Origin of the sequence: uncultured Rothia sp., from assembly GCF_963507905.1 — a bacterium.
Lineage (GTDB): Bacteria > Actinomycetota > Actinomycetes > Actinomycetales > Micrococcaceae > Rothia.
This window is the reverse complement of sequence record NZ_CAUOUU010000007.1, coordinates 19173-41362: the sequence shown is the minus strand read 5'-3', so window position 1 is coordinate 41362 and position 22190 is coordinate 19173. Positions and strand designations below refer to the sequence as shown.

At 57.7% G+C, this 22190-nt stretch carries 18 protein-coding genes and 1 tRNA gene; 14 read left to right on the top strand and 5 right to left on the bottom strand.

The features are described 5' to 3' along the window. The first annotated feature begins 148 nt into the window (after positions 1–148). Complete coding sequence (gene abc-f / locus RQ593_RS05815) at positions 149–1747, top strand: ribosomal protection-like ABC-F family protein (RefSeq protein WP_311450066.1); 1599 nt, start codon at positions 149–151, stop codon at positions 1745–1747. A 786-nt stretch (positions 1748–2533) separates the two neighbouring features. Here the strand turns inward: abc-f and RQ593_RS05810 are convergent. Both RQ593_RS05810 and RQ593_RS05805 read right to left on the bottom strand, forming a co-directional pair. Beyond that, positions 2534–3262, bottom strand: a complete 729-nt coding sequence (locus RQ593_RS05810) for a metal-dependent hydrolase (RefSeq protein ID WP_303960237.1) — start codon at positions 3260–3262, stop codon at positions 2534–2536. 194 nt (positions 3263–3456) lie between these two features. After that, positions 3457–3684, bottom strand: coding sequence for a hypothetical protein (locus RQ593_RS05805; protein WP_005506080.1), 228 nt, complete (start codon positions 3682–3684; stop codon positions 3457–3459). Positions 3685–3970: 286 nt separating this feature from the next. Between RQ593_RS05805 and RQ593_RS05800 the strand changes: the two genes are divergently transcribed. The 6 genes from RQ593_RS05800 (at position 3971) to RQ593_RS05775 (ending at position 9380) form a co-directional block, all read left to right on the top strand. Next, complete coding sequence (locus RQ593_RS05800) at positions 3971–4687, top strand: beta-ketoacyl-ACP reductase (RefSeq protein WP_049341256.1); 717 nt, start codon at positions 3971–3973, stop codon at positions 4685–4687. Positions 4688–4759: 72 nt separating this feature from the next. Next, positions 4760–5503: an SDR family oxidoreductase gene (locus tag RQ593_RS05795; protein ID WP_060824810.1), complete on the top strand. Its 744-nt coding sequence runs from the start codon at positions 4760–4762 to the stop codon at positions 5501–5503. 191 nt (positions 5504–5694) lie between these two features. Then, complete coding sequence (locus RQ593_RS05790; protein ID WP_070666630.1) at positions 5695–6483, top strand: ABC transporter ATP-binding protein; 789 nt, start codon at positions 5695–5697, stop codon at positions 6481–6483. Continuing rightward, positions 6480–7358 carry an RNA methyltransferase gene (locus RQ593_RS05785; RefSeq protein ID WP_070666627.1) on the top strand — a complete coding sequence of 293 codons (879 nt, stop codon included), beginning with the start codon at positions 6480–6482 and terminating at the stop codon, positions 7356–7358. The genes RQ593_RS05790 and RQ593_RS05785 overlap by 4 nt, the downstream gene beginning before the upstream one ends. A gap of 252 nt (positions 7359–7610) precedes the next feature. Continuing rightward, complete coding sequence (locus RQ593_RS05780) at positions 7611–7865, top strand: type B 50S ribosomal protein L31 (protein ID WP_005506069.1); 255 nt, start codon at positions 7611–7613, stop codon at positions 7863–7865. A gap of 327 nt (positions 7866–8192) precedes the next feature. After that, complete coding sequence (locus RQ593_RS05775) at positions 8193–9380, top strand: LCP family protein (protein WP_070604277.1); 1188 nt, start codon at positions 8193–8195, stop codon at positions 9378–9380. A 234-nt stretch (positions 9381–9614) separates the two neighbouring features. Here RQ593_RS05775 and RQ593_RS05770 read toward each other — a convergent pair whose 3' ends face one another. Both RQ593_RS05770 and pepN read right to left on the bottom strand, forming a co-directional pair. Then, positions 9615–10871, bottom strand: coding sequence for a hypothetical protein (locus tag RQ593_RS05770; RefSeq protein ID WP_311450065.1), 1257 nt, complete (start codon positions 10869–10871; stop codon positions 9615–9617). A 389-nt stretch (positions 10872–11260) separates the two neighbouring features. Continuing rightward, positions 11261–13933 carry an aminopeptidase N gene (gene pepN / locus RQ593_RS05765; protein WP_311450064.1) on the bottom strand — a complete coding sequence of 891 codons (2673 nt, stop codon included), beginning with the start codon at positions 13931–13933 and terminating at the stop codon, positions 11261–11263. A 219-nt stretch (positions 13934–14152) separates the two neighbouring features. Between pepN and RQ593_RS05760 the strand changes: the two genes are divergently transcribed. The 3 genes from RQ593_RS05760 (at position 14153) to RQ593_RS05750 (ending at position 16092) form a co-directional block, all read left to right on the top strand. Continuing rightward, a tRNA-Leu gene (locus RQ593_RS05760) sits at positions 14153–14238 on the top strand. Positions 14239–14608: 370 nt separating this feature from the next. Further along, complete coding sequence (locus RQ593_RS05755) at positions 14609–15298, top strand: DUF4145 domain-containing protein (RefSeq protein WP_168162424.1); 690 nt, start codon at positions 14609–14611, stop codon at positions 15296–15298. 71 nt (positions 15299–15369) lie between these two features. After that, positions 15370–16092 carry a hypothetical protein gene (locus RQ593_RS05750; protein ID WP_141762606.1) on the top strand — a complete coding sequence of 241 codons (723 nt, stop codon included), beginning with the start codon at positions 15370–15372 and terminating at the stop codon, positions 16090–16092. A gap of 113 nt (positions 16093–16205) precedes the next feature. Here the strand turns inward: RQ593_RS05750 and RQ593_RS05745 are convergent, their stop codons facing one another. Then, entirely contained in the window at positions 16206–17291 is a 1086-nt protein-coding gene (locus RQ593_RS05745; protein ID WP_311450063.1) for a 2,3-butanediol dehydrogenase, read from the bottom strand. Between the two features lie 339 nt (positions 17292–17630). Between RQ593_RS05745 and RQ593_RS05740 the strand changes: the two genes are divergently transcribed. From RQ593_RS05740 to recO, 4 genes are all read left to right on the top strand, one after another. Beyond that, positions 17631–19211 carry an amidohydrolase gene (locus RQ593_RS05740; protein WP_311450062.1) on the top strand — a complete coding sequence of 527 codons (1581 nt, stop codon included), beginning with the start codon at positions 17631–17633 and terminating at the stop codon, positions 19209–19211. A gap of 276 nt (positions 19212–19487) precedes the next feature. Further along, complete coding sequence (locus tag RQ593_RS05735; RefSeq protein ID WP_049327177.1) at positions 19488–20447, top strand: L-lactate dehydrogenase; 960 nt, start codon at positions 19488–19490, stop codon at positions 20445–20447. Between the two features lie 256 nt (positions 20448–20703). Next, positions 20704–20979 (top strand): hypothetical protein, encoded by a 276-nt coding sequence (locus RQ593_RS05730; RefSeq protein ID WP_049349634.1) that lies wholly within the window; start codon positions 20704–20706, stop codon positions 20977–20979. Positions 20980–21170: 191 nt separating this feature from the next. Next, positions 21171–22040 (top strand): DNA repair protein RecO, encoded by an 870-nt coding sequence (gene recO / locus RQ593_RS05725; RefSeq protein ID WP_311450061.1) that lies wholly within the window; start codon positions 21171–21173, stop codon positions 22038–22040. Positions 22041–22190: the final 150 nt, after the last annotated feature.

Below are 22190 nucleotides of genomic sequence, written 5' to 3'. Positions count from 1 at the left end.
AAAAACAAAAGGTGCCCCACATGCGCACTCGGCACACCTGCACTAAAATTGATGAGGTGCTCCGCGCGCTCGCCGCCTCTAACCCGGCGAATCCCGCCTACCGAGCACTATCAACCCACACACCAGACCGCCATCCGGAAAGGCACCCATGATTGCTGTACAGAACCTCGAATTGCGTGCAGGCGCGCGCCTGCTCATGGAAGAGGTCACCTTCCGCATCGATAAGGGCGACAAGATCGGTCTGGTGGGCCGCAACGGTGCCGGTAAGACCACTATGACTAAGGTGCTTGCCGGTCTGACCCTGCCCGCTGACGGTACGGTGACCCGCAGCGGCACTATCGGCTACCTTCCGCAGGACCCGAAGGTGGATGACATGAGCCAGCTGGCGCATGACCGCATCCTTTCGGCGCGTGGCCTGGACGGTGTGGCGCGCAAGATGCGTCAGGCGCAGGACGATATGGCGAGTGAGGACCCGGCGGTGCGCGCTAAGGGTATGCGCCGCTACGACCGTCTTGAGGCTGAGTTCATTGCCGGCGGCGGCTACGCGGCTGAGTCGGAGGCGGCGGTCATCACCTCCAACCTGGACCTGCCGGAGCGTGTGCTCGCCCAGCCGCTGTCTACTCTGTCGGGTGGTCAGCGTCGCCGCGTGGAGCTGGCGCGTATTCTCTTCTCCAATGCGGACACCATGCTGCTGGATGAGCCGACCAACCACCTGGACGCCGACTCGATTCTGTGGCTGCGTGACTTCTTGAAGAACTTCTCAGGCGGCCTGATGGTCATTAGCCACGATGTTGACCTGATGGAGCTGGTCGTCAACCGCGTCTTCTACCTGGACGCGAACCGTTGCGTGATTGACCAGTACAACATGGGCTGGAAGAATTACCTGACTCAGCGTGAGCAGGATGAGCACCGCCGCAAGCGTGAGCGTGCGAATGCGCAGAAGAAGGCGAATGCTCTGATGGAGCAGGCGAATAAGATGCGCGCGAAGGCGACGAAGGCTGTTGCTGCTCAGCAGATGATTAAGCGTGCTGAGAAGCTTCTGCGCGGTCTGGAGGATGAGCGTCAGAGCGATAAGGTTGCGGCGATTCGCTTCCCGGATCCGGCGCCGTGCGGTAAGACTCCGCTCTCTGCCCAGGGCCTGTCGAAGTCCTATGGCTCTCTGGAGATTTTCACGGACGTTGATTTGGCGATTGACCGCGGTTCGCGCGTGGTGGTGCTGGGCCTGAACGGTGCCGGTAAGACCACTCTGCTGCGCATGCTGGCTGGTTCCACCAAGCCTGATACTGGTGAGGTTGTGTACGGTCACGGCGCGAAGCTGGGCTATTTTGCGCAGGAACACGAAATTCTTGATGGTGACCGCACTGTCTTTGAGAACATGAAGTCTGCCGCGCCGGATCTGGACGACACCCGCGTGCGCACGATTCTGGGTTCGTTCCTGTTCTCCGGTGATGATGTGGATAAGCCTGCCGGTGTGCTTTCCGGTGGTGAGAAGACCCGTCTGTCCTTGGCGACCCTGGTGGCGTCGAGCGCGAATGTGCTGCTGCTCGATGAGCCGACCAACAACCTGGACCCCGCCTCGCGTGAGGAGATTCTGAACGCGTTGAAGGCGTACCAGGGCGCTATCGTGATGGTTTCTCACGATGAGGGTGCCGTGGAGGCGCTCGACCCCGAGCGTGTGCTACTTCTACCGGATGCGGTGGAGGACCTGTGGTCGAAGGATTACCAGGATCTGATTTCGCTGGCGTAAGCAATATTTGCTGAACATCAAAGCGTGGGGAGGCTCCGGTACCGTGTGGTGCCGGGGCCTCTTTACGTGTATTGCGCGTTGTTTTATTGTCCGGGGCGTATTGTTTGTGGCGTATTGGCCGGGGTGTATTGTCCAGGGCGTGTTTTTTGTGTTCTGAAAATGTGTTGCGGAGATATTGTCGGTATTTTTCTCGCGAATAGTGCGGAAAAATGTGACCTGACCCATGGGGTTGTATTGTTTTCTGATCATATGTGGTGTAATTGCGTTCCCGTGCATGTGATTTGTGGGTTCTGACACATGAAACTTGCGGCGTATTTGACGGGAAATAATGTTGCCTTGTGGGTTTTTCTGAGGGAAAGAAAAGCTCTCAGGCGATATTTCGGGGGGTCTGTGTGGGCTTTTTGAATTTTTCATGTGTCTCTACATACATTGTGGGAAAAATGGTAGAAACACAACATGTGTGGGGCGTAGACTTATAACTGTTCCCGCCATTGCGAGGACGCAAATGCGAAACATTAGGGCTCACTACCGATGGTGAGCTAACGCGGGGGAGAAGAGATTCCCGCCCGCTCACGAAGGAGAACTACCAATGCACAACACTGAGTTCGAGAAGTACCCCACCTCTGGTGAAGAGAACGTTGAGGTTGACGTCTTCTGGCCCATCCAGGACGCTTAATCTCTCACCCCGATAGGTCGGGATAAGGATTAGAAAAGCGCCCCGCCGCTTCCGTAGGGAAGTGACGGGGCGCTTTGCTGTCCTCGGTGAGAATTTAGTTATGCGGCACGTTATGCGGCGTGAATACCCAGCCCGAACATTTGCAGGGGGTATTCGGTAAAGCCCATCATGGCTGCCGCGTACCAGGCGACGTACCCGGTCAGTGCTAGAACGAGTGCCTTCTCGCGTACGCTGCCGGCATCACCCAGGATCGGCAGTGCCATGTAGCCGCTCTTTTTCCATAGGGGAGATGCCACCAGGGGTTTGATAACAATAGGGTAGAGGGGCAGCAGTCCGCGGGTTGTCAGCAGGTCGCCAATCAGGTGAATGGTGGCGCCAACCGAAATAGCCCAGGGGAGTAGCGCCAGCGAATCAGTCGTGTAGGCGGCGTACCCGAGGGCGACGGCACCGATCCATCCACCCGGTGCGCCGAGCACGCGCAATGCTAGGCCGCCCGAGAATGCGGCAAGAAGCAGTGAAGCCCAGGGGATTCCGTTGTAGCTCAGATTCGCGCTGAAATAGGCAACCGCCCAGAAAGCTACCAGACCCAAAATGGAGTGCGTTCCCTTACGGTGTCCGCCGCTGACCGCCCCGACAATGCGTGCTACCCAGCGTGAAATGGGCGGAATGGAGTTGGCGATACTGCCGTTGTGGTGGTCAATATCCGGCAGCATGCCCGCACCGGCGCACGCCAGGGTGGTCACGATGAGGGTGGGGGTATCGGGAACCTGCACCACTCCCGTCTCGACGAGCACTAGCCAGCCAGCTGCGGCGCTGACGGTGTGCGAATAGCCCATCATGGGGAGGTGCCTCCTTGAATGCGAATGCTCAGCGAGTGTGATTACCCTGCGAGTGTGGTCGCCTGGGCGCCGGGATGTTCACTCGAACTAATTAGAACAAATATAGCATATATCGAAATTACTTTCGATAGGGCTGATAGGGTGGGTTATCCCTCAAGCGGAGCCACCTCAAGCGGCACTACCTCTCGATGGCACTACCCTTCAAAGGGCAGAGTCTGCTTCCAGAACTCACGCTCGCGCAGGTAATTCTCCAGCCAGCCCACGTGCTCGGAGCATGCCAACCAAATCTTGCGGCGCTCGGGGGTGTGCACCTTCGGGTTGTTCCAGAGCAGCTGAAATTCTGCCGCCTGCTGGCAGCCCTTACGGGAGCACTTAGCGTACTCAGGCTGTGCATCCTGAGAAAGTGAACCGAGCAGATCCATGTCTTCTTATCCTTACTATTGCGCCTCGACGTGCGATGTTATTCCGTGCCCGCGCGACCGGGCAGAAAAGGGGTGCGGGCTGTTCCGCTTCAGCTAGTGTACGCGCCCGATGAGGCATGTAAAAGAAGGGGAGCAGGTGTTCAGTGTTCAAGAGTGGAGTGTAGCCTGCGGCACCTTTGCGCTAAAACGCGGTAAAATAAGGTTTGTCTGTCCATCCGTCCACACCCCAACCGCGTAGCCGCTGCATCGGCTCTGATCGTGAGGGGTCGACTCATCAAGGAAGCTCATGAGCGAGAACACTCCCAAGACCGTGCTGGTCACCGGCGGCAACCGAGGCATCGGCTACGAAATTGCCAAGGAATTCCAGGCAGCGGGACACAACGTCTGCATCACCTACCGCAGTGGTGAAGCCCCCGAAGAATTTTTCGCCGTCAAGGCAGATGTACGCGATGCCGACAGCATTAACGAAGCGTTCAAGGCAATTGAGGCAGAATTCGGTCCCGTGGAGGTGCTAGTCGCCAACGCAGGTATCACCCGCGACATGTTGCTGATGCGCATGAAGGAATCCGACTTCACCGACGTGGTCGACACCAACCTCACCGGTTCTTTCCGCGTGGTTCAGCGCGCCATCAAGGGCATGCTGAAGCTCAAGCGCGGCCGCATCATCTTGGTTTCCTCCGTGGTGGGTCTGTACGGTTCCCCCGGCCAGGTCAACTACTCCGCGTCCAAGGCTGCACTGGTCGGTATGGCACGCTCCATCACCCGTGAGCTGGGCGGCCGCAACATCACCGCTAACGTGGTGGCACCGGGCTTCATTAACACCGCAATGACCGAGGTTTTGCCCGAAGAGACCAAGAAGAACTACCTGGCGTCCATCCCGGCTGGTCGCTTCGCGGAAGCGGAAGAGGTCGCTCGCGTGATTCGCTGGCTCGCATCCGATGAGGCTAGCTACATTTCTGGCGCTGTCATCCCCGTTGATGGCGGCCTGGGCATGGGTCACTAACCCCACCCCGTACGGACTGCACGAAGCGCCCGAGCGTGGGCGCACCCTTTCTAGACTTAAGGACATAAAACTATGGCACAGCTGACCGGCAAGACCATCATCATTACCGGCTCCTCCCGCGGCGTTGGCGCAGACACCGCACAGATTCTCGCTGCTGAGGGCGCGAACATTGTGGTGAACTACCGTTCCAAGGCACCGCGCGCAAACAAGATTGTCAAGGCTATTGAAGAGGCTGGCGGCAAGGCAATCGCAGTGCAGGCTGACGTGACCAACAGCGAGGACCTGCAGAACCTCGTCAACACCGCGGTGGAGACCTTCGGTTCCCTGGACTACCTGATTCTGAACGCTTCGGGCGGCATGGAAACCGGCATGGGCGAAGACTACGCAATGCGCCTGAACCGTGACGCACAGCTGAACCTGGCACGCCTGGCTGCAGAGAAGATGCCCGAAGGCGCACGCATCGTGTTCGTGACCAGCCACCAGGCGCACTTCATCCGCGAGGTTGAGACCATGGACGAGTACAAGCCCGTCGCAGAGTCCAAGCGCGCCGGTGAAGACGCACTGATCGCCGAGATCCCCGCACTCTCCGAGAAGGGTATCTCCCTGGTCGTGGTCTCCGCTGACATGATTGAAGGCACCGTTACCGCAACCCTGCTGAACCGCCTGCACCCCGGCGCTATTGAGCAGCGCCGCGAAACCGCCGGCAAGCTCTACACCGTCAACGAGTTCGCGCAGGAAATCGCGAAGATGGTCACCGCAGACGTTGAGACCGGCCACGTTGAGCTGGTCGGTGGCGCACGCGGCTTCATCGACTAATACTCTGTTGCTTTAGGTGCCGTTACGGATGCGCTCACGCCTTCCGTGGCGGCACCTGTAGCCCCTTATTCTTTGCGCGAGGAACCCAATGTGGGGTACCCGCGCACTATGCGCTCACTGCACCGGCAACCAGGCTAGGTTGCGAGGTAGGGGGGCGCATCCCATCCATCTAACTCACTGGAAGAAGAACCATGAGCACCGTACTCAACCTTCAGAATGTCTCCGTGATTCGCGGCGGCCGCAAGATTCTCAACGACGTTTCCTGGACTGTGAACGAAGGTGAACGCTGGGTTGTTCTGGGCCCCAACGGCGCCGGTAAGTCCACTCTGCTTTCGATTGCGGCAGCTCGCCTGCACCCGACCAGCGGCGAGGTTGAAATCCTTGACGAGACCCTCGGCGCTGTTGACGTGTTCGACCTGCGCCCGCGCATTGGTCTGTCCTCCGGTGCTTCGGCAACCCAGATTCCCGCCAACGAGAAGGTTTCCGACGTTGTCGTGACCGCAGCGTACGCTGTGTCCGGTCGTTGGAAGGAAGAATACGACGTCATGGACGACGAGCGTGCCACCGAACTGCTGGCTGAGTGGGGCGTCGACACCCTCGCTGACCGCACCTTCGGCTCCCTCTCCGACGGCGAGCGCAAGCGTGCGCTGATTGCTCGCGCACTGATGACCGACCCCGAACTGCTGCTGCTGGACGAGCCCGGCGCAGGCATGGACATTTCCGGTCGTGAGGACCTGGTCGAGCGTCTGACCGCGCTTGCCGCTGACCCCTACGCACCGGCTACCGTGCTCATCACCCACCACCTCGAGGAAATCCCGGCTGGCTTCACCCACGCCCTGCTGGTCCGTGACGGCGGCGTGGTCGCTGCAGGCCCGATCCTGTCCACCATTACCGAGGCGAACCTCGCAGCAACCTACGACATGGACCTGGCTCTGACCGTGACCCCCGCGGGTCGTTACTCCGCGTTCAAGCGCGCATGAGTCGTGCCCCGAAGCAGCTGAGCGCCGAACAGATCGCTGAGCGTGCCGAGCGTGTCTACGCCATCGAGTCGGTCACGGCTCTGGCGCAGGCACCCGAGCAGGCTCTGCGCTACTACACGCAGCTGACCGATGTGAAGCTCCGTAGCGCCATGGAACCGCAGTGGGGTATCTACATTGCGGAGTCCTCGAAGGTGATTCGTCGCGCGCTCGCTGCCGGCCATCAGCCCGTTTCTTTCCTGATGAGCGAGAAGTGGGCTGATGATTTGGCGGATGTGTTGCGCGCTCATCCTGACACTCCCGCGTATGTGGGTAGTGAGGAGCAGCTGGAGCAGGTAACCGGTTTTCACCTGCACCGTGGCGCGTTGGCAGCGATGGCTCGTCCTGCGCCGCAGCCTCTAGAGCAGTTGTTGCAGGGTGCGTCTCGCGTGGCGATTTTGGAAGATATTGTGGACCACACGAATGTGGGCGCGATTTTCCGTTCGGCTGCCGCGTTGAACGTGGATGCTGTGCTGGTGACTCCGCGGTGCGCTGATCCGCTGTACCGCCGCTCGATTCGTGTGTCGATGGGTACCGTTTTTCAGGTGCCGTGGGCTCGTCTGGAGTCGTGGCCTGCCGACCTGCAGACCCTGCACGAGCTGGGCTTTAAGAGCGCAGCGCTCGCGCTGGAGGAGGACTCGCTGACCCTGGAGGAGCTGTCTGCTCGCCGGGATGAGAAGCTTGCACTGATTCTGGGCACGGAGGGGCACGGACTGTCGCCGCGCACCCTGGCAGCGTGTGACGATACGGTCATGATTCCGATGTCGCACGGCGTGGATTCTTTGAACGTTGCGGCGGCGAGCGCCGTGGCGTTCTGGGAGACTCGCCCGCGTTCATAACCTGAGTTCTCATCTGATTCTTAGTCCGCGTGAGCGCCTCCTTCGGGTACCCTTGCGGCAGCTAGGTTGGTGCCTGTGAGGGAACGTACTGGGATTTAATCCGTGAAGGTGGTACCCTTAATGGGTTGTGCGCGCCCTATGCGTGCACAATGGTGATGCGCTCTGAGATTTTCTCGATAGCTGCACATCGAAAAACCTACTCCATCTATATAAGGGCTACTGGCAAAATCCAGTAGCAGAAGAAGGTAATCAATGAAGGCAGAAATCCACCCGGACTACAACCTGGTTCTGTTCCGCGACCTCGCATCCGGCAAGGTCTTCCTGACCCGTTCCACCATGACCTCGGACAAGACCGAGAAGTGGGAAGACGGCAACGAGTACCCGATCGTCGAGGTTGAAATCTCGTCCGAGTCGCACCCGTTCTACACCGGTAAGCAGCGCATCATGGACTCCGCAGGTCGCGTCGAGCGCTTCAACGCACGCTTCGGCAACTTCGGCAAGAAGTAAATCTTCTTTCCAGGTTTTGCTTTTTAGCGAAATCAATGCCCCGTTCTCCTTGGTTTTCAGGGAGGCGGGGCATTGTGCGTTCTGCAAATCATCGCAGAATAGCTCGCGCGAACGTGAGGAAAGTTGTAATGTAAAACCTTTCGTTCACTGGTGCGTAGACTCGCTGACGGCGTTACAATGGGAAAGTATTTTGCGAGCTGTGCATTTTCTGTGCCCTCCAGCACCGCCCTATATCGGCGGGTTATTTTCCGGCTCTCTGCACTCTAGAGACTTCGCTGGATGCGCCGCGCACCTCGCGTATCACCACCTCAAACAAAGGACAACTTAATGGGCGACGCTCACTCTGAACCGTCGCAGAAGAAGAAATGGGTCAAGCGTATTCTGCTGATTCTGCTGATTCTTCTGCTGGTTATTACCCTCGGTATTGGTTTCTTCATCTGGCGTGCTGGCCACACCTGGGATAGCAAGACCGAGAAGTTCGACTCCATCACTAAGGTGGATGAAGACCTCAGTAAAATTAAGGAGCAGCTTGGCGAGGCTAAGAAGCTCAATGTGACGGAGCTGAAGGCTCCGACCGTGACTAACTCGGATACTGGCAAGAACGGCACTAACGCTAACGGCTCCGATGCTGCCGCGGCTCTTGCAGCGAACGCCAGCGAGCACGATAAGGACGGCGACGGTATCCTGGATAACGGCTATAATTACGGCGTTATCAAGGGCCCCGGCAAGAATATCCTGCTGCTCGGTAGCGATACTCGTACCGGCGCTGATGCAGCTCTGGTGAGCGGTTCCCGTGCAGACACCATTATGCTCATGCACATCCCGGCTGACGGCAAGGGCGTGTACATCATCTCGATTATGCGAGATACCTGGGTTGATATTCCCGGATATGGTACGGCTAAGGTGAACGCAGCACTGAACTATGGCGGTGTTTCCCTGCAGGTTGCTACCATCGAGAACTTGGTGGGCGTCAAGATCGACCACGTGGCTGAGATTGAGTTTGAAGGCTTCAAGTCTCTCGTGAACGCTATTGGCGGCGTGGACGTTCAGGTTCCCTTCGCATTCACCAGTAATGTCTGGACTTTTACTCCGGGTCTGATGCACCTCAACGGTAGTGGCGCTCTGAGCTTTGTTCGTGAACGTTACTCTTTCGCTGATGGCGACTACCAGCGTGTCCGTAACCAGCGTGCGTTCCTGCGCGGTCTGTACAACACGATGAAGGCGAAGGGCGCGTTGAGCAACGTGGCATCTTTCCAGTCTTCTATCGAGTCTCTGACTGACTATATGCGCGTGGACCAGGGTCTAAACGCAGCGCAGATTGCTCAGATTGCGGCTCCGGTGCTGACTAGTGGTGACACCACGATGCGTATGACCACCCTGCCGAACGCGGGTCCGGGCTGGTCTTACGATGGTCAGTCAATCATTTTTGTAGACCAGGCTGCAAATGCGCAGCTGGCACATGCTCTGCAGAATGACACGATGGATCAGTTCATGGCGACTTACGGTCAGGACTAAGGTCTGACTCCTTGCGGGGGTGAAAGCTGATGAGGCTTTTACCCCCGCTGGTTTTAATCGGCTCTCCACGCGTAGCTCACGGCGCTCAGGATAGAGGGAGGGGCGCAGGATAAAGAGGCTCAGACTGGAGGGCACACGAGGCGCACGAAAGGGGCGGCTACCTCACCGCGGTGGTGGGGTAGCCGCCCCTTTTGTATCGTTGCGTTGTATCTTTACGCCCTGTAGCAGAGGAATTTATGCCTTCGAGTCTGCTTCTTCAGCCTCGTCAGTCTCTTCGTATTCTTCCTCGTACTCGTCGTATTCCTCGTAGTCGTCGTAGTGGGGCTGGCGACCAAAGTAGAACGCTACAGCCGCGACAGCGCCACCCAGAATCGCGATGAGCATGCCGAGCATCGGGGTCCACAGCATCGAAATCAGGCCGGCGACCAGAACTGCGAGGCCTGCACCCTTAACCAGATTCAGAAGACGCTCACGTTCGGAGGGCTCGTAGTATTCCTCTTCCTCAATGCTGTACTCGATGGCAGGCTTCTCTGCGGCGGGTTCGCTGCGGGTCGGCTCGGGTGCGGAGGAACCACCGGTCAGAGAGCTCATGAAACCGCGACGCTTCTTCGGCGCCTGCTGTGCGGAGGACTCCAGGTAGTGGCGTTCACCTTCGGTGGGCACGAATGCCGGGGGCACATCGTAGTCTTCACCAACGGGCAGTAGAGCCGGAACGTTGTTGGGCAGAGTCTCGTACCATTCCTGCGGAATATCTGCGGGGCGTGCCGCCTGAACGGTCAGCGACAGCTCAAGGGTGTTACCGCGAATAGTGCCCCATGCGCTGGTGAGGCGGTCGTTCTCGAACGCGTAGCGAATCACGGGTGCGAGCTGCTCAGACATCTGGGTGCTCAGGCGACCGACGAGCTTGCGGTCGTGGCGCACCTCCACGCTGTCAACAACGCGGCCGTCGGAGGTCTTCAGCTGGTTCGCTTCCAAGGTCAGAATGACGCGACCCTCACCGCTGGGCGGCAGGATGCTGTGCAGGTATTCGGAGTGTTCCTTCTCGTCCAGCACCTTCATAGAGGGGCCCTGGGGCAGCAGGGTCGCGCGGGTCGGTGCGTCGTTGAGGGGGAAGAGGGACCCGGGTGCGGACAGGGAGAGCACGCCGGTGCTCTTCACGTGCATGCCGCCGCCTTCAGCGCGTACGGCAACAGCGGAGAGCTGCAGGTGCGCGATGGGTTCGTAGCCGGAGGCGACCACGCGGGTAATGGAATCCCAGTACGCGGCGGAGTCTGCCGCGCTCATGCGGCCCACCTTGAATTCGTCAATGTAGACGGCAATGCTATTGGGCTCGTAGGGGTTATCCGGTTCGGGCACGAGACGCGCTTCACCGTACCAGATACGTTCACGGTCGATGTGCAGTTCCTCGAAAATTTGGAGGGTTTCTGCTTCGTAGTAATCATCGGTGACAATGTCAACGCTACCGCGGTCACCGAGTGCGTAATCGACCACTGAAAACTCCTTCTGATATGTCTAAGCGAGCGGATACCTAGTCTATTCTCTCATGCTTTCAGAGCGGACAGCTCACAAAAAAGGGGTGACATTTATCTGTCTTTTAGCACCGGGTGCATATAGTTTTGTGTCCCAGTGAAACTGCCCCGGTAATGAGTGCCCACGTCAGTACGTGAACCACCGCATGAGGGAAATATTTAGACGGCACACCGCCGCTGTGAATTCTATAGATGAGTCAGAAAAAGACCACCGCCCGGCACCTCCCGGTGCGTTACCGGGAGCGTGCCGAACGGCAGTCTCTCACAGCGGATTGAGAACCTGGCGGGGGAGAACGGAACCTAGTCTAGGCACCGGTCCACACCCCGCCTCAGCTACTCAAACCATGCAGCTTAGTCCTGCAGGGAAGCGTTGAACTTCTGAGCCACAATCGAACGACGACCGTGGTCCTGAGCCTCCAGAACCAGACGACGCAGAGCCGACGGAGCCTCGGGGTTCGCCTCCAGCCAACGCTGAGCCAGCGCCACGGAGGGGTTGCCCTCAACGCCCAGACCCTCGGTGGAGCCGGTGTTGTACGGAGCCTTCGGGTACAGGCCACGCACAATGCGGGTCGCCATACCAATCGAACGAGACGCCCAAAGGGGCAGCAGAGCCTCGAAGTAGGAGTCGTAGTAGGACTCACGCAGCTCAACCGGACCGCGAGCAAAACCGTTAATGGTCGAAGCCAGAGCGTCGTTCGACAGCGACTCGTCTTCCATGATGGTCTTGTACGCCGCAGCCTTACGCTCAGCAGAGGGCAGAGCAGCAATCGCGTACGCGTAACCATTCGAAGAAATCGAGGAGGGGCTGTACTTAGCCGCACGGTCCAGATCCTCAACAGTCACCAGGTTACGGCTTGCGAGCGCACCCAGTGCACTCCAACCCAGGTTCTGGTCGTAAGGAATGCCGGTTGCGTCAGCAATATCGCCGGTGGTGTCTTCGAACGCACCGCGGGCAATATCGCGGCAGAGCTCTTCACCCTTGGTCGCGTTGGTGGAGACCGAAATCAGGCCGCGCAGCAGAATCAGCTGCTCATCGGAGCCGGGCTTAGCCTGTGCCAGTGCGGCTGCGAATGCGTCGTAGAGAGCGTCGTAGAGGCGCTCGCGGCCGGTGGGTGCGGAGAAGGTTGCGATAGCGACCTGTGCGTTGTTGACCATGGTGCCCAGCAGGGATGCGCTCGGCTCCTTGGAGACGTTGCGGACCACTGCGTCGACGTAGGTGGTGACGGGCAGGCGTGCATCGCGCACGTTCTCCCAGAGGGAGCCCCAGATGAGGCCGCGGGAGAGTGCGGACTCGAGGGTGGAGACACCTTCGATAGCTGCCTGCAGGCCGTCTTCGTCGGTCAGGGCGACCTTGGCGTAGGTGTGGTCTTCTGCGTTGAGCATGAGCAGGTCTGCTTCGCCCACGAGCTTCTTCTGGTCGTCGGTGAGCTCTACGCGGTGCTCGGAGACGGGCTCTGCCGGGTACTCGAGAGAGAGCAGGCCGGTGGAGACGAGCTTGCCGTCGGTCAGCGCGAAGGTTTCCAGCTTTGCCACGTGGGGGCGGCCCAGACCTGCGGGCTGCTGTGCGGGCAGTTCCTGGGTGAGGATCAGGTCGGTGAGCTGACCGTCTTCGCCGTAGACGCGCTTGGTGCCCAGTGCGGACACGCCGGAGGTCTGCAGCCATGCGTTAGCCCATGCCTGCATGTCGCGGCCGGACACCTCGTTGAGTACCTGCAGGAAGTCGTTCAGGGAGGTGTTGCCCCACTCGAAGCGCTTGAAGTACACGCGTGCTGCTTCGATGAAGGTGTCGAAGCCGACGTAGGCAACCAGCTGCTTGAGCACAGATGCGCCCTTTGCGTAGGTGATGCCGTCGAAGTTCTGCGATGCTGCTTCCAGGTGGGGGATGTCAGCGACGATGGGGTGGGTGGTGGGCAGCTGGTCCTGCATGTATGCCCATGCCTTGCGGTTGTTCGCGAAGGTGACCCATGCGTCGTTAAAGTTGTTGGCTTCCTTAGCGCCGAGGGTGCCCATGAAGTCTGCGAAGGATTCCTTGAGCCACAGGTCGTCCCACCACTTCATGGTGACGAGGTCGCCGAACCACATGTGTGCCATTTCGTGGCAGATGGTGTTGGTGCGGCCTTCGAGGTCGTCCTCGGTTGCGCCGGAGACAAAGATGTAGTCTTCGGTGAAGGTGACCAGGCCGGGGTTCTCCATTGCGCCGATGTTGTATTCGGGCACGAATGCCTGCTCGTACTTGGGGTACGGGTAGGGGTAGTCGAAGAGGTCCTGGAAGAAGTCCAGGCCGTTTTCGGTGACCTTGAAGATGTGGTCGTAGTCGAAGTGCGGCTTGAGGGACTGGCGGCAGTATACGACCAGGGGGATGTCACCGCTGTTGACCTTGCTCTTGGGCTTGTAGGTGGTGGTTGCAGTGAAGTATTCGCCGGCAACGATTGCGGTGATGTAGGTGGAGATCTTTGCGGTGGGGGAGAAGACTCGCTTGGTGATGGAGTCGTCGGTGGGGTCTACGACCTGGCTTTCGAGTACGCCGTTGGAGCTGACGACCCAGTCCTTGGGCGCGGTGATGCGGAAGTTGAAGACTGCCTTCAGGTCGGGCTGCTCGAAGTTCGGGAAGACTCGGCGGCAGTCGGAGGGCTCGTACTGGGTGTACAGGTAGACGCGACCGTCGGAGGGGTCGAAGTAGCGGTGCATACCTTCGCCGGAGCGGGAGTAGTAGGAGCGACCGTGAATGGTGAGCACGTTTTCTGCCTGCAGGTTGGGCAGGGTGATGCGTGCGCCGTCGACGACATCAGCCAGGGTCAGTTCGGTGCCGTTGAGCTTAACGGAGTCGACGCTGTGGTGGATGTAGTCGATGAAGGTTTCTGCACCGGGGGTATTGCAGGAGAATCGGACGGTGGTGACGGTGGGGTAGGACTCGAATTCGGGGTCCTTGGCGTTAGTCAGGTCGACATGCACGTCGTAGGTGTCGACACTGATGAGAGCCGAACGTTCTGCGGCTTCTTCGCGGGAGAGGTTCTCATTATTCATGCTCTTTATTCTAGTCGGTATGACCGGAAATATGGCAGTTGAGTGGGCGTGCCGGTCATATTAGTTGAGGTGTGAGGGGTTGTGGCACGGTTTGAAATAAACGTCACTCAATATGTGATACAGAACATACTCTTTCGATTTGCGGAGTGCTCAGAAAGCCCGTATAGTATTACGTGTTGCTTCGAACGGCACCGAAAGGAAAACGTTCGAAAGTCACCTGCGCGGGTGGCGGAATAGGCAGACGCGCTAGCTTGAGGTGCTAGTCCTCGTATTAGAGGGTGGGGGTTCAAGTCCCCCCTCGCGCACAGATAATCCCCGGTTCTTCGGAACCGGGGATTTTTGTATGCCGGAATCCATGAAAGCGGAATTTATGCCCTCAGTTGCTAATTTATTGATTGCATAGGCATGTTAGTTGCTTCTTCTTGAAGTAGTGGTATGGTGCTCTACTAGGATGTCGGTGAGCCAATCATATTGTGAGCGGTGGATACAGGATAGAAGTATCTAATGCGACCCTTAAAAGGTTTGGTCTCGCATCTATATTCCGTACAGTATGAGCGTGAGGAAATAATAATGAAAGACCATCTCCCGGCGTACAAGAAAGATTCTTTCATGTGCCCACATTGCAAAGCGCATACAGGGCACAAATTTCGAGACCTTTATCTGTATGAAGAGGAAATGTTCTCTGGATACAATCAATTTCCTCCATACGAACTGTTGACAATAGAATATCCTGCTCCTTCAGATGGAAATGCGGAAACTCAGGCTGGGGAATCTGCAGTTCAGGCAGAAGACATGAATTGGCATGTCTCAATCTGCTACAGCTGTAAAAAATCGAGTTTCTGGAAAGGTACCGTGCTTGTCTATCCAGTGCCTGCAGATCCAGGGTTTCCTGAGCCGAGCAAAGAAATGCCTGAAAAGGTGGCAGAGCTCTATCGGGAAGCATCGGCTGTATTTCCAATATCTAAAAGAGCATCTGCTGCACTAATGCGTGCCGCGGCAGAGAAGTTGGTTTATGAACTAACTAAAGATGACCTCCCTAATAACGCAAATCTGGATGGGAGAATTAAATTCCTAAGCCGTTCTGTTAGTCAAGATGTTTTTAAAGCACTTACTATCATTAGAACTATTGGTAATAAGGTACTCCACTCAAAGGAAGAAGAGGCTGAATCTGTTACCTTTTTCCTTGGTGAAAATATTCAGGGTCTACCTCAAGCTCTTGCAAACTCTTTGAATACACTGGTTAATCAGTTTATTGTAAATCGGAGATTGATTGGTGAGGTATATGAGATTCTGCCTGACTCAGTTCTTGGGCAACTTGAAGATATTATAGAAAGATACAATCAAGATGGTATGGATAACAAATGAGACAGAGAATATATCCTAAACTTATTGCTGGTAAATAATTTCAGTAATTTAAAGAGCTGGAAGAGGTAAACATGAGTAGTAATGTAAACAATTTCAGGCCCACCCCTATTTCTAGAGGTGCAGATGGAGATAAGAGGCGGATTGAGCTGGCCGCTAAACGTTGCCGAAGTGTACTTTCGTCTACTCTTGCTCAGGATCCACGTTGTATTAAAATGGGTATGAGGCTCACTTTTTCTATAGTGCCAGATGAAGGTTCTAAAAAATTCGATATAATCCTTACTGAAGATTTAAATTTGCCTGATTTTGATGCAATGGACGCCGCCATGATAAAGTTTAGGCCTTTTACTCTGAAGCAGGAGAATATCTATTGGGAACGTGTGTTGGAATCGCTCCGAAGGGGTACTGAAGATAAAAAACTTCGTGAAAATATAGACCAGCTTCAATGGTTTTTTCAAAATGTTCCATTTGAAAGGTTCCACATTATGGCGGCGAATATTGAGACCGGCGAAGATATATTACCTCTTGGAGTAACAAACGCAGTCATCGGTACTAGGTACTTATATTCTGAAGTGGCGCATGCTGACGACGATGAGGCCTTGCTAGGTAATATTGATAAACCAAGTCAAGCGTCCTCTTATGCATGTCTTGTTGGTGATTGGATTGCGTTGGCAGCAACATTGGAATCAGTTATCCATAATATTTATCCTGAATTATGCCCAGAACTTACGAGTTGGGCTGGTGACCCGATGAGCATTAATATCCGTCAGTTTGGTGAACAGAAAAGAAGATCTTAAGACAATAGAGAAACAGCAAAAAAGTAGTGGGGTGAGGTTCCTTGAAGGGAACCTCACCCCACACTAGCTACGCTAAGGAAGCTAGAAGAACAGCTGCATCAGCTGACGCTGAATTACTCAGCCAGACGCTCCGGGTCGGTGGTGACCAGAATCTTCACAGCGGTCTCGTTGTGGTGGATCAGGGTGTCGAAGCCCTTGTCGATCAGGTCTTCCACAGCGATCTTGCCGGTGATGAAGGGCTTGAGGTCAATCTTGCCGGACTCAACGAGCTTGATGGTCTCCGGGTGGGAGTTCACGTATGCGATGGTGCCGCGGATATCGAGCTCCTTGAGCACAACCTTCTGAACATCCAGGGAAGCGGGCTTGCCCCAAATGGAGACGATGACGACCTTACCGGTGGGCTTGAGAGCATCCAGAATCAGGTCCAGTGCGGGCTGAACGGAGGTGCACTCGAACGCGATGTCAGCGCCACGGCCGTCGGTCAGCTTGTGAATCTCAGCCAGAACGTCAACCTCTGCGGGGGAGAAAGCGTAGTCAGCAACGCCGGAGTCCAGAGCCTTCTGGCGGCGCAGCGGGGACAGCTCAGAGATGATGACCTTAGCGCCCTTAGCCTTCAGAACTGCGGAGGTCAGCAGACCGATGGGGCCAGCACCGGTGACCAGTGCGAATGCGCCCTCTTCGAACTCGCCTGCACGCTCAACAGCGTGGTAGCCAACGCTCAGCGGCTCAATCAGTGCAGCTTCGTCCAGGGGAATGGTGTTGGGGATCTTGTGAACCCAGCGGCGCTTGACAGCGACCTTCTCGGACAGGCCACCACCGCGACCGGCAAGGCCGATGAAGTTCATGTCCTTGGACAGGTGGTAGTCCTTGGAGTCGGGGCCGGTGTAGACGTCATCGCGAATGATGTAGGGCTCGACAACAACGTGGTCGCCAACCTGCAGGTCGTCTACGCCTTCGCCCAGTGCCTCAACAACACCGGAGAATTCGTGACCGAGGGTGACGGGGGAGTCCTCACCAGAAATGGGGTGGGGGTGACCGTGCTGGGGGCAGAAGATGGGGCCGTCCAGGTATTCGTGCAGGTCGGTACCGCAAATGCCGCACCATGCGACCTTGACCAGAACCTCGCCCGCAGCGGCTTCGGGTGCGGGGATGTCTTCAATGCGGATGTCGTTACGGTCGTAGAAGCGTGCTGCCTTCATGGGATGGAGCTCCTTAGCGTGGTTGTGGCGCTCACTGCGGTGTGTGCTTGCCGGTACGGTTCGCATCCATGGGTCTGTCACGGTAATGGCAGAGGCCCAAACGACATGGTTTGGACCGGTTGTGAACTGTCCTGCCGGCATTCGCATCGCTAGCGCCGGATGGTGACGGGTGCGGCTGGATTGCCGCTCCCATGTGCTTAACGCTACTCCTATGAATCAAAGATTCCTAGGATATATACAAATTTTCTTTTATGTGACACAAATTTCTTTTTGGGTGTTTTCGACTCCATCATGCCCGAACATCTAGCGCCCGGCGAGCGCAGACGGTAGCGTAGAAGCATGACTGACGCGAACGCACAGGGCACCGCCGCCCACACCCAGCCCACTTCTGATAGCTCCGGTCGAACGGCACCGAACCGACCCGCCGCAACAACCCGCCACTACGACGCGCCCGATGCTGATTGCGTGCGCGGTAGCGAGTACTCCGAGATCCTTGCCCTTGAAACCGAGCAGCGTAAGCGTGCCGCTGAGCACCGCCGCAAGCACAAGCACGCACATCCCGAGCAGAAGCACGCCGACCATGGGCAGCCTGAGCAGGAACGTAGCCATGGCGAGCGCCACGGTCACGGAAAGGGACACGGAAAGGGTCACCACCTCGACGAAGACAGCGGGCTGGCGCATATTCGCCGCGACCTCGCCGAATCCGTAGCCACCCGCGCGGACTCCCTGACCGCAATTCTCAAGGCGATTCATGCGCATCCTGAGACTGCCTACGAGGAGTATTTTGCCTCCCGCACGCTCGTTGATGCGGTCCGCGAAGCCTACCCGAACCTCAGGATCGAGTACCCCGCCTTCGGTCTGGATACCGCGTTCAAGGTGGAGCTCACCAGCGCCGACTACGACCCCGCCAAGCACCGCACCATCGCGATTCTCTCCGAATACGACGCGCTGCCGGGCATCGGTCACGGCTGCGGCCACAACGTCATTGCGGTATCCGGGCTGGGCGCTTTCCTTGCCCTGGCGGATGCGCTCGCTACCAGCCCCGAGGCGTTCAGTGGCAGGGTCCTCTACTACGGCACGCCCGCCGAAGAGTCCGATGCCGGTAAGGAGCTGATGGCGCGCGCCGGCGCGTTCGAGCAGGTGGATGCCGCCATCATGGTGCACCCCTACTTTATTGATGTGGCTGATCAGGCGTGGTTGGGTCGCCGTGAATGTCGCGTGACCTATACGGGCGTGAGCGCGCATGCTTCCTCGCACCCGTTTATGGGTCGTAACGCACTGGATGCGGCAAACCTGGCGTACCAGGGTTTGGGTTTGTTGCGTCAGCAGATTCCCGGTTCTGACCGTATTCACGCGATTATTGACCACGGCGGGGACGCCCCGAACCTGATTCCTGCCTCCGCGAGCCTGCACATTAATATCCGTTCTAAGCACGCGCCGACTCTGCGTGCTCTGTCGCGACGGGTTGAGGAGGTGCTGCGCGGTGCTGCGCTTATGGCTGGCGTGAGTGCGGAGGTGACGTGGGATTCTTCGCCGATGACCATGCCGGTGCGCACGAACCGTCCGCTGTTGAAGCGTTGGGTTTCGGCTCAGCGTTCGGTGGGTCGCCACCCGTACCCGCCCGGAACGGTCAGTGACACCCTGGCGGCTTCTACTGATTTCGGTAATGTGAGCCTGCGCGTGCCCGGTATTCACCCGCTGATTCAGATTGCGCCCGAGGGTACCGGCATGCACACGGTGGAGTTCGCGCACTGTGCTGACACCCAGGCAGCGGTGGATGCTGCCCTGGATGCGGCGTTCGGTTTGGCGTCTGTGGCTTTGGACTTCCTGGTTGATGACGAGCTGGCGGATGCGGTTCGTGCTGATTTTGAGGCTTCCGGCGGCGCAGTGGATGTGGAGGGCTACTTTAGCGGCATGTGAGCTTGCTCAAAAGGTCAGAACGTCATTATTTGGTTTTGTGAGTGAAAAACACCCCTCATGGCCCATAAAGTCACCAGCACCCATCGAAAAAAGCAAAATAACCCAACACAAAACGCAAAATCTGCGGCATAATAGAACATAACGAAGCAAGCTCACCGGGGAAGGACGCCCACCCAAGGAAATTCAACCCCGAGGCACACACCCGCTTCCCGATAAACCACGCGAGAATCCTCTCGCACCACACGGATAACTCTCACGAAAAGAGGGCATACAGCAATGAACGGTGTCAACAACCCCACCAAGCTCGGCGTCATCGGTGCAGGCGGCGTCGGTAGCGCAACCGCATACGCAGCTATGGTCCGCGGCTCCGCAGACGAAATCGTCCTGTACGACATCGACGGCAAGCGCGCACACGCTGAAGCACTGGACATCGCACACGGCGCAATGTTCGCACACGAAGCAACCGTAACCGGTGGCGACGACATCGAGCTGCTGCGCGACTGCGACATGGTCATCATCACCGCAGGTGCTCGCCAGAAGCCCGGCCAGCCCCGCCTCGAACTGGCAGGCGCAAACGTCGCAATCCTCGAGAAGCTGCTGCCGAACATTCTGTCCGTAGCACCCAACGCAATCATCATGCTCGTCACCAACCCCTGTGACGTTCTCACCGTTGTGGCTCAGAAGATTACCGGCCTGCCCGCAAACCGCGTGCTGTCCTCCGGTACCGTTCTGGACTCCTCCCGCCTGCGTTGGTTGATTGCTAACAAGGCTGGCGTCTCCATCAAGAGCGTTCACGCAAACGTTGTTGGCGAGCACGGCGACTCCGAGTTCCCCGTCTGGTCTGCAGCAAACATCGGTATGGTTCCCCTGACCGAGTGGGAGCAGGACGGCAAGCTCGTCTTCACCGACGAGGTCCGTGCAGAGCTGGCAAACGAAGCTATGCGCGCAGCATACAAGGTTATCGAGGGCAAGGGTTCCACCAACTACGCAATCGGTATCTCCGGTGCACGTATCGCTGAGGCATTCCTCGGCGGCCAGAACGCAGTGCTGCCCGTCTCCACCACCATTGCAGGCGAGCTGTACGGCTTCAAGGACGTTGCACTGTCCCTGCCCACCATCGTGAACCGTGAGGGCATCCAGCGCGTGCTCGAGGTCCCCATGAACGAGGCTGAGCTGGCACAGCTGAAGGCATCTGCTGAGGCAATCCGCGCATCCGCAGCTTCCCTCGGTTTCTAATTCTCTCGGGTTCATAACCCGTAAGAAGCAAACATTCAGTAGGCGCAGCGTCAAGCTGAGCTAACCGACAGAAGAACCCGCCGCACCCGGCACCCGCTCCTGTGAGGAGTAGGGAAGCTGGGGACGGCGGGTTCGCTGTGTCTGCGAGGTTTCTATGCGGTGCTTTACCTGCCGAGCCCGTTCATAGTTCTGCGTTTAAACCGCCGTATGACCGCCCGGCGCACACCATCGGCGTGTAGGTAGTAGAATAAATGGCATGAGCATTGATCCTCGCACTGAACTCACCCGCCTCCTTGACGCGCTGGAGGCGCACCTGACCGCCGTTGTTAACCGAAGCGGCGAGCACGACCCTACCGTCGATGAGGCATACGTAGAAATCGCCAACGCCTTCGAAGCATACGAAGATTCTCTCTTCGAGGCATACAACGAGGTCACCCCCTTGAGCGTCTACGGTGATGAAGACGAGGATGACCTTGAAGAAATCCTCGACGATGAAGACGACATCGACGACGATATCGAGTACGAGGACTAAATAGCACCTCACCCATACGTTACGGACCGACCCCTGACCGGTACCCCCTACGCGGGGTAATACGGCAGGGGTCGAACCGTACCCGCAACACCCGCGTAGATTTTGCCCTCAGCGTCTACCGGGTGTCCGCAGAGGACCTGCTGAGCATCCACCACGCACCCACCGAGCATGTACCGAGAACGGAGATACCCGTGAGCGAACCCCGCACCTGGCGCGATGCCGCCCTCATCCTCCGCACCCAAAAACTCGGCGAAACCGACCGCATCATCATCATGCTCACCCGCGACGGCGGAATCACCCACGCCGTCGCTAAGGCTGTACGTAAACCCACCTCCAAATTCGGTGGGCGACTCGAACCGTTCATGCACACCGACCTGTCCTTCAGCCGCGGCAGAACCAACCTGCACACCATCACCCAGGCTGCGACCCTGCACGCCTACACCGCACCGATCATGGCGAACTACGATGCGTACACCTGCGCCTCCACCATCGCCGAGCTGGCGGAAGCACTCACCAAAGACACCGACAGCACCGCCGATATTTACACCCTGACTCACGGGGCGCTTGCCGCGCTCGCGCACGGGCAGCATGTGCCGCAGAGAATTCTGACCCGCTACCTGGCGCGCAGCATGAACGCCGCCGGCTGGCCGCTCATCGGCGAAAACTGCACCCGATGCGGCAACCCGCTCGTGAACGCAGATAGCCAGGGTGCGGAAAATGACCGTGCAGGTAATGCTGGTGCAGACAACGCCCCCAACACTGCAGGCGGAAGCGGCAGGTACATTGCCTTCCACACCGCCCACACCTACGGGCATCACACGGTCCTCTGTCCCCAATGTGCACCCGCCGCCGACACACCCCTGACCGGCCTGCGTGCCGAAGAGCTCGGCTATGCGCTCGCTACCGCATCGGCAGATCCGTGCGCCTGGGTGACTATTGACGTAGCACCGGTGCCGGTCGCCTCCAAAATTCTGGGGCTCTACCTGAAAACCACCCAGAACCTGCTCGAACATCCCCTGAAAACGGCGAGCGCCCTCGAGACAGAAATTCCTGCATCGTAAAAAGATGCACGCCGGTGCTTCAAGCATGCGTCAACCAGGACGCAAAATAAACCCCGAAGCACCCGCCCATGCGCGCTATGTCACGGTAAAATAGCTAACAGCACGCCAGCGTTTATTTCTGGCGCATATCTAGGCAAACGACCCCGGGGG

Excerpts from the sequence above, each read along its gene's own strand:
- abc-f (WP_311450066.1), top strand. The coding sequence starts at position 149 with ATGATTGCTGTACAGAACCTCGAATTGCGTGCAGGCGCGCGCCTGCTC.
- RQ593_RS05810 (WP_303960237.1), bottom strand. The coding sequence starts at position 3,262 with ATGATGGGCTATTCGCACACCGTCAGCGCCGCAGCTGGCTGGCTAGTG.
- RQ593_RS05805 (WP_005506080.1), bottom strand. The coding sequence starts at position 3,684 with ATGGATCTGCTCGGTTCACTTTCTCAGGATGCACAGCCTGAGTACGCT.
- RQ593_RS05800 (WP_049341256.1), top strand. The coding sequence starts at position 3,971 with ATGAGCGAGAACACTCCCAAGACCGTGCTGGTCACCGGCGGCAACCGA.
- RQ593_RS05795 (WP_060824810.1), top strand. The coding sequence starts at position 4,760 with ATGGCACAGCTGACCGGCAAGACCATCATCATTACCGGCTCCTCCCGC.
- RQ593_RS05790 (WP_070666630.1), top strand. The coding sequence starts at position 5,695 with ATGAGCACCGTACTCAACCTTCAGAATGTCTCCGTGATTCGCGGCGGC.
- RQ593_RS05785 (WP_070666627.1), top strand. The coding sequence starts at position 6,480 with ATGAGTCGTGCCCCGAAGCAGCTGAGCGCCGAACAGATCGCTGAGCGT.
- RQ593_RS05780 (WP_005506069.1), top strand. The coding sequence starts at position 7,611 with ATGAAGGCAGAAATCCACCCGGACTACAACCTGGTTCTGTTCCGCGAC.
- RQ593_RS05775 (WP_070604277.1), top strand. The coding sequence starts at position 8,193 with ATGGGCGACGCTCACTCTGAACCGTCGCAGAAGAAGAAATGGGTCAAG.
- pepN (WP_311450064.1), bottom strand. The coding sequence starts at position 13,933 with ATGAATAATGAGAACCTCTCCCGCGAAGAAGCCGCAGAACGTTCGGCT.
- RQ593_RS05755 (WP_168162424.1), top strand. The coding sequence starts at position 14,609 with ATGTTCTCTGGATACAATCAATTTCCTCCATACGAACTGTTGACAATA.
- RQ593_RS05750 (WP_141762606.1), top strand. The coding sequence starts at position 15,370 with ATGAGTAGTAATGTAAACAATTTCAGGCCCACCCCTATTTCTAGAGGT.
- RQ593_RS05745 (WP_311450063.1), bottom strand. The coding sequence starts at position 17,291 with ATGAAGGCAGCACGCTTCTACGACCGTAACGACATCCGCATTGAAGAC.
- RQ593_RS05740 (WP_311450062.1), top strand. The coding sequence starts at position 17,631 with ATGACTGACGCGAACGCACAGGGCACCGCCGCCCACACCCAGCCCACT.
- RQ593_RS05735 (WP_049327177.1), top strand. The coding sequence starts at position 19,488 with ATGAACGGTGTCAACAACCCCACCAAGCTCGGCGTCATCGGTGCAGGC.
- RQ593_RS05730 (WP_049349634.1), top strand. The coding sequence starts at position 20,704 with ATGAGCATTGATCCTCGCACTGAACTCACCCGCCTCCTTGACGCGCTG.